Source organism: Enterococcus sp. AMC1086, assembly GCF_058216575.1.
Genome location: NZ_CM177100.1, coordinates 233493 through 249500 on the forward strand (window position 1 = coordinate 233493; position 16008 = coordinate 249500).

Genomic DNA, 16008 nt, shown 5'->3' on the forward strand with positions numbered 1-16008 from the left:
TCTATATAAGTATACCAAACAAAACGTTAAGATTAAACTAGTAACTCGTTTTTACGTTCTGCGATCAGTTGTTCAAGTTCGGCTAGGTCATCTATTGTTGACTTGTTACGGATGAATGACCGTGCGGCACTTCTACTTTTTAAGTAGTTTGAATGTTCTTTGTTTTTTTCTTCCCACCGTTTGTTAGCTTCTGCTTGGGATGTTTTTTCTTTCAATATATACATCTCCTTATTTAAACCAGATAAACCATGCTGCAACGCCGATGAGTGCAAGCCAGACTATCAATGCTTTCCAATCGAATTTGATCCGTTCAAGGGTAAGTGTACTTTTGCCTTTTTTCCATTGTTTTTTTTCGCCTATCTTCATTTTATGCACTTGATATGATATAATGGAAGTATAAAAGCTAGGGGGAGTTAATCTCCCCAGCTAACCTTGTATGAGAACTTAAATATCAGAAAGTTGATTTCGAAGGTCAATTCTGATTTATGAGTTCTCTTTTTTCTATGCTTCCATTTCATATCTTACTCCTTTCATTTAGTGTTAAAGGATATCTCCCTTACAAATATAAATATACTACATGTAGTATTGAAAGTCAACACATCTCTTCAATTTATAACAGAAAAAATCCCCACTTTTTTTAGCAGGGACTAAGCTATTTTTGATAATGGTTTAAGAACGAATTCGCGTATGAAACTGTTCGGATTTCTGATGGTAAACTTCTCTATAACAAACTGATTCCTTCTATTGTAATGTCCGAATGTAGCAAGTTCAAATTTATCTTCATCTAAAAACAATATAAGGTTAGCTAAGTCTTTGTTATGAACAAGACAGTTAATATTAGCTGTATTCGTTTTTAAAGTAAATCGAACCAACATATTAGGAAAAGACTTAATTACTCTTATTTTGGTAACAACACCTACATAGCTGTTTTTATCCACATCTATACACCGCCAATTTTGATAAATCAATTATACGAATGTACGTTCGCGTTGTAAAGCGAACAGAATATTAAATTGTTTACTAAATTTCATTTTGTAACGCTAGTTTTTTTGACCCTGTTTTTGACCTTGAAGCAAGTCTTTTTCTAAAGGATTCATTTTTGTTATTTTGTAGATTTTCATTGATAATAAAGGAACTATCGTGTATATTCGTTTTAGATAGGAGCTGATGATGTGAAAGGTCAAATCAGAAAAGCGTTAAGTGGTTTTTACTACATTTATGCAGATGGGGCAACATTTCAAACAAGGGCCCGTGGGAATTTTCGAAATCGAAAAATCACCCCGCTAGTCGGGGATGAAGTCATGTTTGAAAGTGATAATCCAACCGATGGCTATTTGCTTGAAGTCTACCCTAGGCATAACGAGCTGGTGCGCCCGCCAGTAGCAAATGTGGATCAAGGCGTGGTTGTCATGAGTATGATCGAACCTAATTTCTCATACAATTTAATGGATCGTTTTTTAGTGACATTAGAAGATAAAGGCATTTCCCCAATCATTTATTTGACAAAAGTTGATTTGTTGAAAGGTACCGAAGCTGTAAGTGTAGCTGATGTCAAAACGGTTTATGGAGAAATTGGGTATCCTGTAATCGCTGCGACAAAAGCGAATGACGAAGAAGCCGTTCGGACTTTAGAACAGTATTTTCCAGAACGTTTGTCTGTTTTTATGGGTCAATCAGGTGCTGGGAAATCAACCTTACTAAACAAAATCTCTCCCGATTTACAACTTGTAACCGATGAAATTTCTGAATCTTTAGGCCGGGGAAAGCACACTACTCGTCATGTAGAACTGCTTCCTTTGTATGATGGCTTAGTTGCAGATACGCCAGGCTTTAGTTCGATCGACTTTTTAGAAATGGAAGCAACAGAGCTGCCTAAACAATTTCCGGAATTTGTAAAAGTCTCGTCATCATGTAAGTTTCGTGAATGTATGCATCGTAAAGAACCAGGCTGTGAAGTGAAAAAATGTGTAGAAGAAGGAACAATCGCGCAATCGCGTTATGATAATTACCTGCAATTTTTACTAGAAATAGAAAATCGTAGACCAATTTATAAGAAAAAATAAAGGAGTGACTTTCATGAAACTAGCACCATCAATTTTAAGTGCCGATTTTGCCAATCTACAAAGAGATATTCAATTAGTCGAAAAATTAGGGGCGGACTACATTCATGTGGATGTAATGGATGGTCAATTTGTGCCGAATATCACACTTGGACCTAACGTTGTTTCCGCGATCCGACCAGTGACCAAATTACCTTTGGATGTTCACTTGATGATCGTTCAACCAGAAAACTATATTGAAGCATTTGCGAAAGCTGGATCAGATATCATCACTGTCCATGCCGAATCAACGCCGCATATCCATCGTGCCGTTCAAATGATTAAAGCATCTGGTGTGAAAGCGGGTGTTGTGATCAATCCTGGGACGCCATTGTCTGCGATTGAGTATGTGTTGGATTTAGTTGATCAAGTGTTGATCATGACAGTGAATCCTGGATTTGGTGGACAATCATTTATTGAAAGTTCGTTGGATAAAATTGCGCAATTAAAAGAATGGAAAGAATCAAAAGGCTATACGTATGATATCGAAGTCGATGGAGGAATTGTTCCAGAGACAGCTAAACGTTGTAAAGAAGCGGGTGCGAATGTTTTTGTAGCAGGTTCTTATATTTATGATTCAGAAAGTCCTAAAAATCGTATTGCTGCTTTGAGAGCTGTGTTAGATTAATGAAAATTCTTCTTGTAGCAGGTGGTTCGCCTGATGAGTGGCCGCAACTAAATTCAGAGAGATTTGATTACATTGTAGGAATCGATCGAGGAAGTTTATATATTTTGGAACAGGGCTGGACGTTAGATTTAGCAGTTGGTGATTTTGATTCTTTAACGAATGATGAGAAGCAAGTAGTCCAAGAACAAGCAAAAGAAGTTGTACAGGCACAAGCCGAAAAAGATGATACGGATACGCAGCTGGCTTTGGCGCTGGTAATGAAAAAATTTCCAGAATCCAAAGTCATGATCATAGGCGCGACTGGCGGCCGACTGGATCACTTTCTAGCAAATCTATGGCTGCCTTTAGAACCAAGATTTCAAGAGTTTGCTCGGCAAATAAATGTTAAAGATCATCTAAACAGTATCAGCTATTATCTCCCTGGAAGCTATGTGGTAAAAAGAGAAACTACGATGAACTACCTGGCGTATTGTTGTTTAACGCCTGTTAAAAACCTAACTTTAATTGAAAGTAAATATCTCTTAAATCATGTGGATGTCGCAATTCCAACTTCATACGCGAGTAATGAGTTTATAGGCGAAACAGCTGGGTTTTCATTTGATACAGGAATGATTGCCGTTATTCAAAGTCGAGATGAACAATAAAAAAAGCTGAACGGCATGCCGTTCAGCTTTTTGATTACGTTCTATTAAACACGCTCGATTTTACCAGATTTCAAAGCACGAGTTGACACCCAAACTTTTTTAGGTTTACCGTCTATTAATACACGAACTTTTTGCAAGTTAGGTTTAACAGTACGTTTAGTAGCGTTCATTGCATGTGAGCGGTTATTGCCGCTGCTTGTCTTACGACCAGTAAAATAACATACTTTTGCCATTTTTAGTTTCCTCCTTTGCTTTGATCTCGGAGCGATAGTTTTCAGCTCATACTAAATTAATTTATCATAGAAAGCAGTTTTTTGCAAGAGGAATTTACTCAAATACAGTAAAAAGTTGGTTGTCACTTAATTTTAGTGACAACCAACTTTTTACACTAATTATTTTTGTTATGAACTATTGAAGTACAAAACTGATAAAAGTAGCCACTGCAGATAACTGTAACAATAGCCATTACAGCTTTCACAGGCAAGGGCTTAATCAAAATAGTTGCTGCGACAAGTAGGAAGATTAAGCCAAGTAACGTGGGTATATACTTTTGATTCATACAGAAACACCTACTTTCAATAATTTTTATCTTGTTAAGTTACAATAATAATTCCTACACCAACGGATGCGGCAGCACCAGCAAGTGCACCAGCACCCATACACCAGCCACAATTTAAATTTCTTCCTGTACACTCAGTCATTTTAATAGTTGTCATGTTGATTTCCTCCTCGTAAATTAAGTCAATACAGCTGCAAGTCCTGCACCAGCCGCAATAACACCAGCACCAATACCGACACCAGTCCAAAAATCAGTTCCATGTGAGTTTAATACTTTTTTGTCTACTTCTCTGAATTCAATTTTTTTCATTATATATTTCTCCTTCGATTCAATTTTTGTATTAATTAATAAAAACGCCAAATCCAGATAGGGGGGAGGGTTGGTAAAATCCACTTCATAATTGTCACCTCCTGATTTATTCTAGTTCTATTTGTTAAGTTAAAATAATTACACCACCGACAGTTGCGCCAATACCTATTCCAACACCAACACCCTGCCAAAAACCATTTAGTACTTTACTGTTTGTTTCCTCAAATTTAATCTTGCTCATACTTCTTATCTCCTCTTCTTTTATTTTTTTGTTTGTTGTTGTGCACACTTAAAGTATAGGCTAATTTATTCATTCACTTCTCTTTATTCCTCATATCTTATTTCTATATCCTATCCGTTTTACCTAACGTTTAGGTATTCCTGAACGTAAAACAAAACAATAAAGCCAAGAATAAATGGATTTAAGAAAAGGTGCTCATTACCATGAATTCATACATATAATGAAAGCAGATAAATAAAAGGAGTGATCGAAATGATCGGAATGACATTAGTGGAAGAAAGTAATCACGTATTAAGAAGCGTAAACGATGTGAAGCTATCAGATGTATTAAAAGACAACTGTTTACTAGAAGAGTTAAGTTTTGATACATATGAGTATGATACAAATAGTTTCATAGATTTGATGGACTATACAGAATTTCAGGACTATACAGATTATGTATTTATTAGTTTATCGAAGTCTGTTCGTCTACCGAAAATTGTTGATTTTCTTAACAAATTTAGTGAAGGGACAAAATTTCATTTTGTATCTATCAATGAAGCGTCAGATGAAACAATGGAACAATTGATTGATAGAAAAAAATTAGCTTCTAAAGAAAAAGCAGATGAGCCTTCAGAAGTTATCTTAAAAAATGGTGTAATGGCACTATTTACTGGTATCTACCCTAGAATATTTAGAAAGAACCTAATTAAACATTTATATTTTGAAAATGTGGTGGACCTAGGTAATATACATCCGTCCATTTATCTGAATTGTGCAATCAATCATGGAGTGTATATTGAAGAGTCTCAAAGTGTCTGGGAAAAATTAGATAGGAATATTCCTGGTGTAGTTGTATTTAAAGACTCTTTAAATACATTTGTGAAAGACGATGAATTAGAAGAATTGTCAGAGGAAAAGCTAAATCAGCAATTCGAAATATTTAGCCGGATGGGGACAATTACTTGGCAAGAACGTAAAAATGGCATAATTGATTATTCTGATATGTTATCTCTTGGATTAGAACGAAGATTATTCATATTTGAAGATGGAATTTATTTAGATTATAGACGAACAAAAAAACTATTTAGTGATATCAGCCGTTCTTTTTCAGAACTTGAATTAGCTAAAAGCGGACTAAATCAAAAACAAGAAAAAAATGGTTTATATGAAGTATTTCCACTATTGATAAGTCTTGCACTTTCCCTAAAAGACAATAAATTATTCTTTATTACACCGTTCAATGACAATCAATTTGAAGCAATTTATTCAGAAGCATATCCAAGTGAATGGATCGTTTTATCAACTAGCGAGGGTTACTTAGCTTTTCATACCCCAAGCAATCGGACATTTGAAGTAAACCAGTTATTTGTGGAGATATTTGAAGCACAGGTTAAGGGATGTACGGAGCTAGCGAAAAATAAAAATAATGAAATAACAGATGAAGTGATTGAAGAACAAAAGGAGTTGATGCTAAGTGTATGAAACGCTATTTTTTGGTACATTCAAATCAAAATTAAAGGAAGGAATAGAAATCACGAATAATATTTATCGAGAGCCGGTATTTGCCAGTTATTATGAGGCTATTGCGCAAGAAAACATGAACGGAGATTTAGACTATTACTTAACTAGTTTTGATGAAAATGACCGGATATTAGAAATCGGTACAGGAAATGGACGAGTCTTAAAGCCATTACTAAAACATGGTATTGAAATCTATGGTATTGAGCCTGAAGAAGAAATGCTGGCTTTTTTAAATGAAGAAGAAAAAAGTCGTGTGTATGTCGGAGGAATTGAAGATATTCAGTATTTCGAACATCCCAAAAAGTATACCTGTATCATTATTCCAGCTACGTCGGTTTCCTTGTTTAATGAACAATTTTTTTCAATATTTTTAAAGAATGCCAAACAATTATTAACAAGTAAGGGCAAGATTCTTTTTGATTTTCTCAGCCCAGAGTGCATAGAGGAGTTGCATGAGAAAGTTTCTGTTGATAAGGTTGATGATCAATTATTTATGTCAGGAAACTTTGTAAAAGAAAACCAGTTTATCTATAACATTTATACAAAAACAACTGCTGGAGAAAGAAAATTAGGATATTCAGTTAAGAATATCTATTCAGTAGAACAAGTGAATGAATTGTGTGAAACGTCTGGCTATACACCTCACGTTTTAAGATGTCATATGGGCTATGTCATGATGGAGGTAGTAAATGATGAAATATAATTATGTAGTTCCAATGGGGGATATTTCGTCTGTAAATAATAATAAATTAGCGCCGATAAGAGCAGAAGACGAATATGTCTTTGATCAAAATCAAAAACGGTTTATAGATCTTAGAAGTGGACTATGGAATGTGAATTTGGGTTATAAAACAGAGTTGTATGAAGCTATTAAACAGCGATTGAATGAGCAATTGTCAACGAATCTAACCTATTTAGATATTCACTCATTTCATCATCCGCTTTATCAAGAGTATGCGGAAAAACTATGCACATTTGTTGATGTTGACGGGAACTATAAGCAGCTTATTTATACAAATAGCGGATCTGAATGTACTGAGTTAGCTCTGAAATTATCGCGACAAATCAATAAGCAAAAAGTAAAAACTCTTGCTTTTTCGAAAGGATATCATGGTACTTTTTGGGGTGGTATGTCAGTGAGTGGTTTGGATCAGGAAGTTACCCAAGTTTATAATCCTAAACTAAGTAATATGGAGTTTATTAAATTTCCAGAAAATAAATCTGAAGAAGAAGAACTGCTAACATATATTGAACAGCACCATTATGAGTATAGTGCAATGATTATTGAGCCTATTTTAGGATCAGCAGGGGTGAAAATTCCTTCGGTTCCTTTTATGAATAAACTAGGAAAATTATTGAAGCAAAACGAGATTACGATCGTTTTTGATGAAGTAGCTACAGGTTTTTATCGAACAGGAAAACGTTTTTTCTTCCATTATCTAAATTTTAAACCGGATATGATCAATCTTAGCAAAGGAATCAATAACGGTGTTTTGCCTTTTGGAACGGTTTTATTGTCTAACGATCTTACTAAAAAGTTGAAAAATGAAAACTTAGAACATTTTTCTACGCAAAATGGAAATCTACTTGGAATAATTAGCGCACATGAAACCTTGAATTACTATCAAAAAAATGAAGCAGAAGTTTCAGAAAACATACAAAAATTAAATGAAATCATTGTTAAGGGATTGAAAGAACAGGATATTGCGTGTAGAGGAGTGGGATGCATGTTCGCAATAACGATAAATAATCCTTCAGCGCTACAACTGATTATTGATGCATTAGAACAGGCAGGAATTTTATGTTATCAATACTTTAATTCATCTGAAGATAATGGACTTACACTGATGCCATCGTATTATTCAGATTCTAGAAAAATAGCACAGGTAATAAAATTGATCGCTAAGGTGGTGAAATCATATGCTTAATGTACAACAATTGAAAGTGCAGCACGTTCTTTTTGAATATGTACAGTGTGATGAAGAAGTCTACATTTTCAATACGAAAAATGAGCGGATGGTCAAAACAACTAATGAAATGATTGCTTATCTAGAAACATATGAGTCTGATAATAATCACAATGATCCGGCAATTGATAAATTTATTTTTGGATCAGGGAAGAAAAAGTTTTTGGAATTTAAATTAAAAGGGTTTAGTATTCCAAAACAATTTTTTTCAACATTTCTAAATTTTATGAGTTCCAGATATACCTTGATGCTGTGTAAACTTTTTACATTAATAGGTGTGTTACTACTACCTATTTTCCTTCAAAAAGGTTTCAATAGCTATACGGCGGGAATCACTGAATTTAATTGGCTGATGTTGTTTGGCTTATATGCCAGCCAAATTGTGATTACTATATTTCATGAATTAGGTCATTATTATTATTATCAAAAATACATTACTTCTAATAAATTTCGTTTTGGTTTCTTACTAAGATATTTTTTCTTATTTATGTTTTATACAAATGTAAACTTTATGGATCACCTTTCAAAGAGAAAACAATTAAAAATCATGATTGCAGGTGTTCAAACACAGTTGATCATTAGCGGAATACTATGCACAGTTATGCTAGTTAAAACATCGGATTTCCTTTTAATGTTATTTTTCTTAAATATTTTGAATATTGTTATTAACCTAGTTCCATTTATAAAAACAGATGGTTATTGGATAATCAATTTATTGATTGGATCCGAAGACTATATGTTCACTTTTAAAAATTGGATTAAAAGGAAAAATAAGTCAATAAAGGTTTCTGAATTACTACTAGCTATGTTTAACGTTATTGTCATTACATACGTATTGATTAACGGATTAACGCAGATTATACAAATTTTCTTTTGAAGATGGATATAAGGAAAGGGTGATTATGTATGAAAAATGTATTGATTGTTGGCTCTGCCGGTTACTTAGGACGATCGTATATTCAAATGAATAAAAAGAAATATCAATTCTGGGGTATTGATAAGGTAAAAGGCGATCATAGTGAAGAAGCGTTGCATAAGGAATTTGTAGCTGATGTTACAGACTTATGGAGTATAAAGCAAGTGAAAGTAGAGCTTGAAAGAGAGTCTGTTAAGATGGACGCTATCATTTTCTCGATTGGAATCAATCCTATCCAGAGTTTTTATAGTATTAATGAAGAGACATGGGATAAAACATTTTCAGTAAATCTAAAGTCGGTTGTATTTATGATCAAAGAACTTTATCCCATTTTTAAGGAGAAGGTTTCAATTGTACTTATTGGTTCGCAAAATGGTGTAGTCGGTCATGAGCATCGAATAGACTATGGACCCTCAAAAGCAGCACTTATCCAATTAGCTAAAAATCTAACACTGGATTTTGAAGCGGATAATGAAAAGGATATTAAAGTGAATGTTGTTTCTCCATCGTATATTTTAAATCAGAGTAATGAAGAATTATTGACGGATTCTTTCGAAGGTAAAAGGCTATTAAAAAAAATTCCTTTGAAAAAATTTGTACAATTAGAAGATGTAGTAGGAACCATCGATTTTCTATTATCAGACTACAGCAAAGCGATTCGAGGACAAAATATAATTGTAGATTATGGTTATACAATTGTTTAAATGAAAGGGGTAAATAAAATGAGCTTAGAAATCAAACAACTAAAAAAAACAATGAGTGAACGAGAAATATTAAAAGAAATTGACCTAACTATTCCAGAAGGTGAAATTTATGGTTTCTTAGGCGCGAATGGTGCGGGTAAAACAACGATTTTTAGACATATTTTAGGAATTTACACTCCTGATGAAGGAACAATTAAATGGAAAGGGAACTCAATAAATCGATTTGATACTGCGAAAATAGGATACCTTCCGGAAGAACGCGGTTTATATCCAAAAAGAACAGTTAAGCAGCAATTAGCTTTTTTTGGAAAATTGCGTAACATGAATAAAAAAGAAGTGGAAAAAAGTATTGAATTTTGGTTAAATTTTTTTGAAATTCAAGAAAATTTAGATCGCAAAATCAACGAGCTTTCTAAGGGGAATCAGCAAAAAATTCAATTTATTGCGTCAGTCATTCATAGTCCTGAGCTTATTATACTGGATGAACCATTCTCTGGGTTGGATCCGATCAATGCCAACCAATTAAAGGAGGCCATTCTTTTTTTAAAAGAAAGTGGATCGACGATTATTTTTAGTTCTCACCAAATGGCAAATGTAGAAGAAATTTGTGAAAATATTTGTATGATCAAAAAAGGAGAAGTTCTTTTGAGTGGTAATTTACAAGAAATTAAGGATAGCATGGACAAACGAAGAATTACCATTCAAGCAGATTTTGAAAGAGAAGCATTAAAAAGAGAGTTCGCAATTGAGTCCTATCAGGAAAGTGATAATATTGTTTCGTTTTATACACAAGATAAATTTGTTGCGAAAAAAATTCAACAATTTATTTTTCAATCTGAAAATATCCAACAATTTAGAATTGAACCAATTTCCTTAAATGATATCTTTTTAGAAAGGGTAGGTGAATAATATGAAAAATATGTTGACGATTGCAGTTGAAACATATAAACAAAAAGTAGAGTCAAAAGTGTTTATTATTATGCTGTTTGTATTGGCTTTTGGTACTTTTTTTGGAATGAATTATGAAGGTATTTTTAAGAGTGAAGAGCCGAACAAAGATAATGTTCTCGTGGTGTCAAAAGACAAACAAGTTATTTCTGCTTTACAAGAAGTAGGAGCAGACTTAAATGTTTCTTTTGTTAAAGGCGGTAGTACGTTGGCAGAGGCGGAGAAAGATTTGAAAAATGCTGATAGCAAAACAGTATTGATGCTAGACAAAAATGAGGCGGGCTTATATCAAGGTAGGATCTATTATCAAGGTGCTGTGCAGCATAATGTTTCTGAACAGTTGCAAACATTAGTAACTGTCCTGAATCAATCAATTAAATTACATCAGTTAAATTTAGATGAAACACAACAAGAATTTTTGAATGCAAGCACGAATTTACCTATTGAGTCATTAGATGGAGATCAAGATAGTTCCGGGCAAACACTACTGTTAGTCTATGTTGTAGGATTTGTGCTTTATATGGCAGTGATGCTCTTTTCTACGATGGTTGCGCAGGATATTGCTGTAGAAAAGAGTTCAAGAGTAATGGAAATTTTATTGACAACAATCACACCAGTTCATCATTTAGTAGGGAAAATAGTTGGTATTGGTATGGTAGGCTTAACCCAAGGTACAGCTATCGGAATCTCTGCCTATGTCTCCTATAAAATATTTGGCGACAGCACTGGAATGTTTAAGTTTTTAAGTGAAGGGAAAAATGGACAAGCAATTGTACTAGCTGTAGTTTGTTTTATTTTGGGGTACTTGATTTATTCAGTGACAGCTGCAATTTTAGGATCATTGGTATCTTCAGTTCAAGAAGTTCAACAATTAATGTATATTTTGATTATTCCGCTGTTTATTGCTTTATTTATGGTAATTATTATGGCAACTGGAGTAGGAAGTAACCAAGTCATCGCAATTTCATCCTATTTACCCTTTTTATCACCTATTGTTATGTATGCAAGATATATGCTTGGTGATGCAACGATGGCTACGTTCGTCATTGCTATGGGAATTAATTTAGGAGCAACTATCGTTTTAGCGTTAGTGGGGAAGAGCGTTTATCAAGGCGGTGTATTCATCTATAGTGGCGACAAAATTACAACTATTTTGAAAAAAGCATTTAAATCAGGAAAGTATTATGCTCAAAATTGAGACAGGCAATTTTGTCACTGAAATTCCGTATAAAATGCTTGAAATGATTCAACAGGCAAATGGAGAAAAAATTATTTTTTTTGAGATATTTAAATTGCTGGACAAAATAAAATCAGAACTTAAAAAGAATAATTATAGAGTTATCTTTCTAATAGAAGGAAAGATTTTTTATAAAGATATAGCGGAAGGCAATATACTCGTATACAAAAGCGAACAAGCTGAAGAACTGGATGCTTCTAAGCATTACATTTTTGTATTAAAAAAATATAATGAAAATAGAGATTTAAAAATTTTAACTAGAATTAAAAAAAAATTGAAAAAATATAATTGTGGATTTGATGAGATTTCTATGAGAAATCCGAAGATGGATTTGTTTGAAGAATTATTCATCATAGAGGTTGTGTTAGTAACTAATTTAGGATACTAACGCAACTTTTATTATTAAAAAGTTGACAAATAAGTTAGCGATAGATTAGAATTAGATAATATAGCATAATGTAGTGTTGTTCATTCTAGAATGAAGGCACAAATACTTAGGGGGACGATATGGTTATTTTTTTGATTGCTATTCAATTCGTCTTTATATATCTTAATTATAAAATATTGACGGATGAGAAAATAACTTTAATTGAATCACTATTGCTAGGGCTTCTATCTATCCTCGTTGGTTTTGTTTATTCTCTAATTGGTTCCTCACTTGGAGAAATAGTGCTGATTTTTATGTTAATATTGCTGGCAATATTTATCGAGAGGAAAAAATACATAGAAGTTATTGGAATGATGAGTTACTCATTAGTGATTTTGATTGTGAGTAATCATTGTGTGACGCTAATTGGGATGCATACTTTTGAAGAGACAGCTCTTTTTTCTAATATTTCTCTCTTGATAGTAAATCAAATTATTGGTTGCTTGATTTCTATGGCGGTTAGTTTAAGTGTCGCTAGACTGTTGAGATATACAAAAAATAAGATGATTTTATCTTCTGAAAATAAGTTCCTCATTTATATAATTGGCATAATAACAGTATCTATTCTATACGTACTACTCTTTTTCGGGGTTTTTCCAGACAATCGTGTAGATTTAATAGGCTTAAATTTGTTTTTTTTAGGTATTTACTTAGTTGTTTCGCTGGTTACATTTTTTATGTACATTAGCTCAATGAGAAGTAAGTATGAAATACAACAAAAAGAAAGAGAGTATTTCGCAAATCAACGCTATATGGAGCTTATGGAAAAACAATATAAAGAAATGAGAAAATTTCGCCATGATTATAAAAACATATTGAACTCGTTAGAAGATTTTATTGTCGATAAAGATTACGAAGGCTTGAACGGTTATTATTTTAATAAAATAAAAAAGACTTCACAGTTTATTAACCAAAATGATTATAAATTAGATGCTATTGGAAATATAAAAGTAAGAGAAGTCAAGAGTATTATAGCGTCTAAGTTAATTTCAGCTCAAGAAAAAGGAATTGACGCACAAGTAGAGGTAAACGAAATAATTGAGCTTCTACCTACAGACTCAATAATTCTAGTTAGAGTGCTTGGAATTTTTTTAGATAATGCGATAGAAGAGCTAGAGTATATTGGTGAAGGAAAACTTGCAGTTGCCTTGTACAAGGATAGTCATGCAGCCCATATTGTTATTCAAAACTCCTGTAGAGAAGATATCCCCAAATTTCATATACTCAAAAAAAGAGGTTTTTCCACTAAAGGAGAAGGCAGAGGCGAAGGATTGAGTAACGTTCAGGATTTGATAGGATCACTAGAAAATGTCAGTTTGTCTACATTGATCAATAAAGATCTATTTACTCAAAAATTAACAATAGGCAGCATAGAGAGGGCGTGAACGTAATGTTATCTATCATCATTTGTGAAGATGATTGGAGGCAACGCCAAACAATCGAGACATATGTCAAAAATTATATCCTGATGGAGAGCTTGGATATGGAGTTAGTGTTTTCTACTGGCAATCCACTAGAAGTATTGGAATATGTTAAAAGTAACCCAAAAATGATTGGGCTTTATTTCTTTGATGTTGATTTACAGCATGAAATGTCAGGACTGACTTTAGCAGCAGAAATTAGAAAATATGATGATTTAGGGAAAATTGTTTTTGTCACTACCCACGGGGAATTATCTTATCTTACATTTACCTATAAGATTGAAGCAATGGATTATATCATAAAAGATAACAAAAATGACCTTCAGCGAAGAATTTGTGAAAGCATACACTTAGCTCATGAACGGGTGAATAATGATCGTGGTAATCAAAAGAAATTGTTTAAGCTAAAAGATGGGGATACTGTTCGTTCCATCAATACCACGGATATTATTTTCTTTGAATCATCTGCGGCATCACATAAAATAATTCTTCATTTAGAGAATGGAGAAATCGAGTTTTATGGCGCTTTGAAAGAGATTGAAGAACAGTGCGATTCTTTTTATAGATGTCATAAATCATACCTAATAAACCGAAACCATATCAGTAAGATATTAAAAAGTGAAAGAACAGTCGAAATGAGTAACGGAGAGACTTGTCTTGTTTCTGTCAGAGCAATGAAAAATTTATGATTATTGGTTCTACGTCAAATTGTGTTGGTAAGCCAAATAACTGAATAGAAATCTAGGTCTGGTAAGGATAGAACATTCTTATCAGGCTTTTTTTATTGTTGTGAAAAAATAAGACCTTGAATAATATAAATACGTGAACGAAAATGATAAAAGTTTCGATAGCCATAGGCTACCCGTTTGATTACCTTAAGTTTATTGTTTAACCCTTCAGTGACACCATTAGAATAAGGGAAGCGAAAAGAATTTTTAATGCCTTCTTTATATTTGTTAAAGAAGAGTAATTTCTTTTTGAACCAGTGTGGTAGCTGATTATCTAGCTGTTGAAGATACTCAAAAAAGAGTGTATGTTCCCGATGAGAAAAAGCATATTTTAAGTATTGAACCGTATCATAGCCTGTCCGTAGGACAGCATCATAGTGCAACAGTTCATCGACAATATCCTGTTGACTTAATGGTCGTTTAAATAAGGGCTGGTATGCTCGACAGTTTATATCTAATTTATCGGAATCTTTCAATAGTAGCTTCCAATAGCGTTTTAAGCGACGGTATTGTTTTGGTTTAGAACTTTTTAAGCGGTTCATCGTTTGAATTCGCAATTGGTTCAACGTACGATTCATTTGTTGGACGATATGAAAGCGATCCGTCACTAATTGAGCATTAGGAAAGACCGTTCGAAGAAGTTGATGGTAACTAGCGTTCATATCTGTTACGAGATACGCTACATGTAGCCGAGCTTCACGTGTAAAGCGCATGAAATGAGCGGTCAATTTGTGTAGTCGTCTATCTTCCAACACTTCTAACAACTGATTCCGTTGTCCATCCACACAAATAAAGCTCATACTTCCTTGGCAAGATTTCATGGATTTAAATTCATCAATACATAAAATTTTAGGGAGGAAGTTCCAGTTTGTTCGATAATTTTGTGATAGTCTATCCATCATTCTAAGGACTGTTATGTCTGAAACAAAGTGCTTTTGAGCAATCATTTTTCTTGAAACATTCTTTTTCAAGTCAAGCATAATTTGGTATTGAAGCTGTTTAGATAAGTGATGATGTTCTTCAATCAGCTCTGTATGAGCGTGAAAAGTAGTACCACATTCATGACAAAGAAAGCGTGTCCGTTTTAGCTCTAATAGAGTGAAACGTTCATTAAAAACAGGCAATTGAGCTGTTGTTGTATGACTGCCATTTTTGATGATTTGTCCATGATCGAGGCTTCCACATTTCTCGCAATGGGTAGGTGAATAGGTCAGCTTGGCTTTAATCACTTGAGCTTGCACTCCTTTTACTGTTCTTTGTTCCAACCAATTTTTTTCAAACCAGAGGTTTTTGTCTGTAAGTCCGAGCAATAATCTGGTATTCTTATCCATAGGGAACAACCTTTCTGATGATTTGTGGTTTTTGTCGATTTCATTTTATCAGTTAGTTGTTCCTTTTTTGTGTTTAAATGCTTAAAAAAGTGCTGGTAGAAAATCTTTTTTGATTTCCACCAACACAATATATTATAGAACCTGATTATTCAAAAGCAAGGTGGACCAATAAGGTTTCGCAGTGCTTTTTTCTTTTATTTCAGTTTGACATTTTCCTACAAACGATGTAAATTATACAATTATTGGTAAATTCGATGAGACTCTCTATAATTATCTAGATAAGTTCCTTTTCATTAAGATACGCCTATGTTAAAATACTATAGAAGAAAATAGGGCAATTGTGCTC

The 16008-nt window shown here is 33.4% G+C and carries 19 protein-coding genes; 13 read left to right on the forward strand and 6 right to left on the reverse strand.

From position 1 onward, the window contains the following. Positions 1-32: 32 nt before the first annotated feature. Positions 33-215 carry a hypothetical protein gene (locus AC4BC4_RS01170; RefSeq protein ID WP_490476498.1) on the reverse strand — a complete coding sequence of 61 codons (183 nt, stop codon included), beginning with the start codon at positions 213-215 and terminating at the stop codon, positions 33-35. Between the two features lie 13 nt (positions 216-228). Further along, a complete protein-coding gene (locus AC4BC4_RS01175; RefSeq protein ID WP_490476499.1) occupies positions 229-366 on the reverse strand; it encodes a hypothetical protein in 138 nt (45 codons plus the stop codon). Positions 367-1172: 806 nt separating this feature from the next. Between AC4BC4_RS01175 and rsgA the strand changes: the two genes are divergently transcribed. From rsgA to AC4BC4_RS01190, 3 genes are read left to right on the forward strand one after another with little or no spacing between them, the layout of a single operon-like run. Continuing rightward, a complete protein-coding gene (gene rsgA, locus AC4BC4_RS01180) occupies positions 1173-2063 on the forward strand; it encodes a ribosome small subunit-dependent GTPase A (protein ID WP_490476500.1) in 891 nt (296 codons plus the stop codon). A gap of 13 nt (positions 2064-2076) precedes the next feature. Further along, complete coding sequence (gene rpe / locus AC4BC4_RS01185; protein WP_438757612.1) at positions 2077-2727, forward strand: ribulose-phosphate 3-epimerase; 651 nt, start codon at positions 2077-2079, stop codon at positions 2725-2727. Beyond that, entirely contained in the window at positions 2727-3371 is a 645-nt protein-coding gene (locus AC4BC4_RS01190; protein ID WP_438757611.1) for a thiamine diphosphokinase, read from the forward strand. The genes rpe and AC4BC4_RS01190 overlap by 1 nt, the downstream gene beginning before the upstream one ends. Positions 3372-3415: 44 nt before the next feature. Here the strand turns inward: AC4BC4_RS01190 and rpmB are convergent, their stop codons facing one another. The 3 genes from rpmB to AC4BC4_RS01205 all read right to left on the reverse strand — a co-directional run bounded on the left by rpmB (position 3416) and on the right by AC4BC4_RS01205 (position 4239). Next, positions 3416-3604, reverse strand: coding sequence for a 50S ribosomal protein L28 (rpmB, locus tag AC4BC4_RS01195; RefSeq protein ID WP_010761898.1), 189 nt, complete (start codon positions 3602-3604; stop codon positions 3416-3418). A gap of 360 nt (positions 3605-3964) precedes the next feature. Continuing rightward, the gene (locus AC4BC4_RS01200) at positions 3965-4087 is read right to left on the reverse strand and encodes a hypothetical protein (protein ID WP_490476501.1); all 123 of its coding nucleotides are present in this window, start codon (positions 4085-4087) and stop codon (positions 3965-3967) included. Between the two features lie 20 nt (positions 4088-4107). Then, entirely contained in the window at positions 4108-4239 is a 132-nt protein-coding gene (locus AC4BC4_RS01205; RefSeq protein ID WP_490476502.1) for a hypothetical protein, read from the reverse strand. Positions 4240-4732: 493 nt separating this feature from the next. Between AC4BC4_RS01205 and AC4BC4_RS01210 the strand changes: the two genes are divergently transcribed. The 10 genes from AC4BC4_RS01210 (at position 4733) to AC4BC4_RS01255 (ending at position 14292) form a co-directional block, all read left to right on the forward strand. Then, positions 4733-5944 (forward strand): hypothetical protein, encoded by a 1212-nt coding sequence (locus AC4BC4_RS01210; protein ID WP_490476503.1) that lies wholly within the window; start codon positions 4733-4735, stop codon positions 5942-5944. Beyond that, entirely contained in the window at positions 5937-6686 is a 750-nt protein-coding gene (locus AC4BC4_RS01215) for a class I SAM-dependent methyltransferase (RefSeq protein ID WP_490476504.1), read from the forward strand. Before AC4BC4_RS01210 ends, AC4BC4_RS01215 begins: the two co-directional genes overlap by 8 nt. After that, positions 6676-7911: an aminotransferase class III-fold pyridoxal phosphate-dependent enzyme gene (locus tag AC4BC4_RS01220; RefSeq protein WP_490476505.1), complete on the forward strand. Its 1236-nt coding sequence runs from the start codon at positions 6676-6678 to the stop codon at positions 7909-7911. Before AC4BC4_RS01215 ends, AC4BC4_RS01220 begins: the two co-directional genes overlap by 11 nt. Beyond that, entirely contained in the window at positions 7904-8827 is a 924-nt protein-coding gene (locus AC4BC4_RS01225) for a zinc metalloprotease (protein ID WP_490476506.1), read from the forward strand. The genes AC4BC4_RS01220 and AC4BC4_RS01225 overlap by 8 nt, the downstream gene beginning before the upstream one ends. Before the next feature lie 29 nt (positions 8828-8856). Continuing rightward, positions 8857-9570, forward strand: coding sequence for an SDR family NAD(P)-dependent oxidoreductase (locus AC4BC4_RS01230; RefSeq protein WP_490476507.1), 714 nt, complete (start codon positions 8857-8859; stop codon positions 9568-9570). Between the two features lie 18 nt (positions 9571-9588). Next, positions 9589-10479: an ABC transporter ATP-binding protein gene (locus AC4BC4_RS01235; RefSeq protein WP_490476508.1), complete on the forward strand. Its 891-nt coding sequence runs from the start codon at positions 9589-9591 to the stop codon at positions 10477-10479. A gap of 1 nt (position 10480) precedes the next feature. Beyond that, complete coding sequence (locus AC4BC4_RS01240; RefSeq protein WP_490476509.1) at positions 10481-11716, forward strand: ABC transporter permease; 1236 nt, start codon at positions 10481-10483, stop codon at positions 11714-11716. Then, the gene (locus tag AC4BC4_RS01245) at positions 11703-12143 is read left to right on the forward strand and encodes a hypothetical protein (protein ID WP_490476510.1); all 441 of its coding nucleotides are present in this window, start codon (positions 11703-11705) and stop codon (positions 12141-12143) included. The genes AC4BC4_RS01240 and AC4BC4_RS01245 overlap by 14 nt, the downstream gene beginning before the upstream one ends. Positions 12144-12262: 119 nt before the next feature. Next, positions 12263-13567, forward strand: coding sequence for a sensor histidine kinase (locus tag AC4BC4_RS01250; protein WP_490476511.1), 1305 nt, complete (start codon positions 12263-12265; stop codon positions 13565-13567). Between the two features lie 5 nt (positions 13568-13572). Beyond that, complete coding sequence (locus AC4BC4_RS01255) at positions 13573-14292, forward strand: LytR/AlgR family response regulator transcription factor (protein ID WP_490476512.1); 720 nt, start codon at positions 13573-13575, stop codon at positions 14290-14292. A gap of 92 nt (positions 14293-14384) precedes the next feature. Here AC4BC4_RS01255 and AC4BC4_RS01260 read toward each other — a convergent pair whose 3' ends face one another. Beyond that, positions 14385-15662 (reverse strand): ISL3 family transposase, encoded by a 1278-nt coding sequence (locus AC4BC4_RS01260; RefSeq protein WP_438756097.1) that lies wholly within the window; start codon positions 15660-15662, stop codon positions 14385-14387. Between the last annotated feature and the right edge of the window lie 346 nt (positions 15663-16008).

Coding starts and splice junctions, on each gene's coding strand:
- AC4BC4_RS01175 (WP_490476499.1), bottom strand. CDS start 366: ATGAAGATAGGCGAAAAAAAACAATGGAAAAAAGGCAAAAGTACACTT.
- rpmB (WP_010761898.1), bottom strand. CDS start 3,604: ATGGCAAAAGTATGTTATTTTACTGGTCGTAAGACAAGCAGCGGCAAT.
- AC4BC4_RS01220 (WP_490476505.1), top strand. CDS start 6,676: ATGAAATATAATTATGTAGTTCCAATGGGGGATATTTCGTCTGTAAAT.
- AC4BC4_RS01230 (WP_490476507.1), top strand. CDS start 8,857: ATGAAAAATGTATTGATTGTTGGCTCTGCCGGTTACTTAGGACGATCG.
- AC4BC4_RS01225 (WP_490476506.1), top strand. CDS start 7,904: ATGCTTAATGTACAACAATTGAAAGTGCAGCACGTTCTTTTTGAATAT.
- AC4BC4_RS01235 (WP_490476508.1), top strand. CDS start 9,589: ATGAGCTTAGAAATCAAACAACTAAAAAAAACAATGAGTGAACGAGAA.
- AC4BC4_RS01250 (WP_490476511.1), top strand. CDS start 12,263: ATGGTTATTTTTTTGATTGCTATTCAATTCGTCTTTATATATCTTAAT.
- AC4BC4_RS01260 (WP_438756097.1), bottom strand. CDS start 15,662: ATGGATAAGAATACCAGATTATTGCTCGGACTTACAGACAAAAACCTC.
- AC4BC4_RS01200 (WP_490476501.1), bottom strand. CDS start 4,087: ATGACAACTATTAAAATGACTGAGTGTACAGGAAGAAATTTAAATTGT.
- AC4BC4_RS01210 (WP_490476503.1), top strand. CDS start 4,733: ATGATCGGAATGACATTAGTGGAAGAAAGTAATCACGTATTAAGAAGC.
- AC4BC4_RS01245 (WP_490476510.1), top strand. CDS start 11,703: ATGCTCAAAATTGAGACAGGCAATTTTGTCACTGAAATTCCGTATAAA.
- AC4BC4_RS01205 (WP_490476502.1), bottom strand. CDS start 4,239: ATGAAAAAAATTGAATTCAGAGAAGTAGACAAAAAAGTATTAAACTCA.
- rpe (WP_438757612.1), top strand. CDS start 2,077: ATGAAACTAGCACCATCAATTTTAAGTGCCGATTTTGCCAATCTACAA.
- AC4BC4_RS01255 (WP_490476512.1), top strand. CDS start 13,573: ATGTTATCTATCATCATTTGTGAAGATGATTGGAGGCAACGCCAAACA.
- AC4BC4_RS01190 (WP_438757611.1), top strand. CDS start 2,727: ATGAAAATTCTTCTTGTAGCAGGTGGTTCGCCTGATGAGTGGCCGCAA.
- AC4BC4_RS01240 (WP_490476509.1), top strand. CDS start 10,481: ATGAAAAATATGTTGACGATTGCAGTTGAAACATATAAACAAAAAGTA.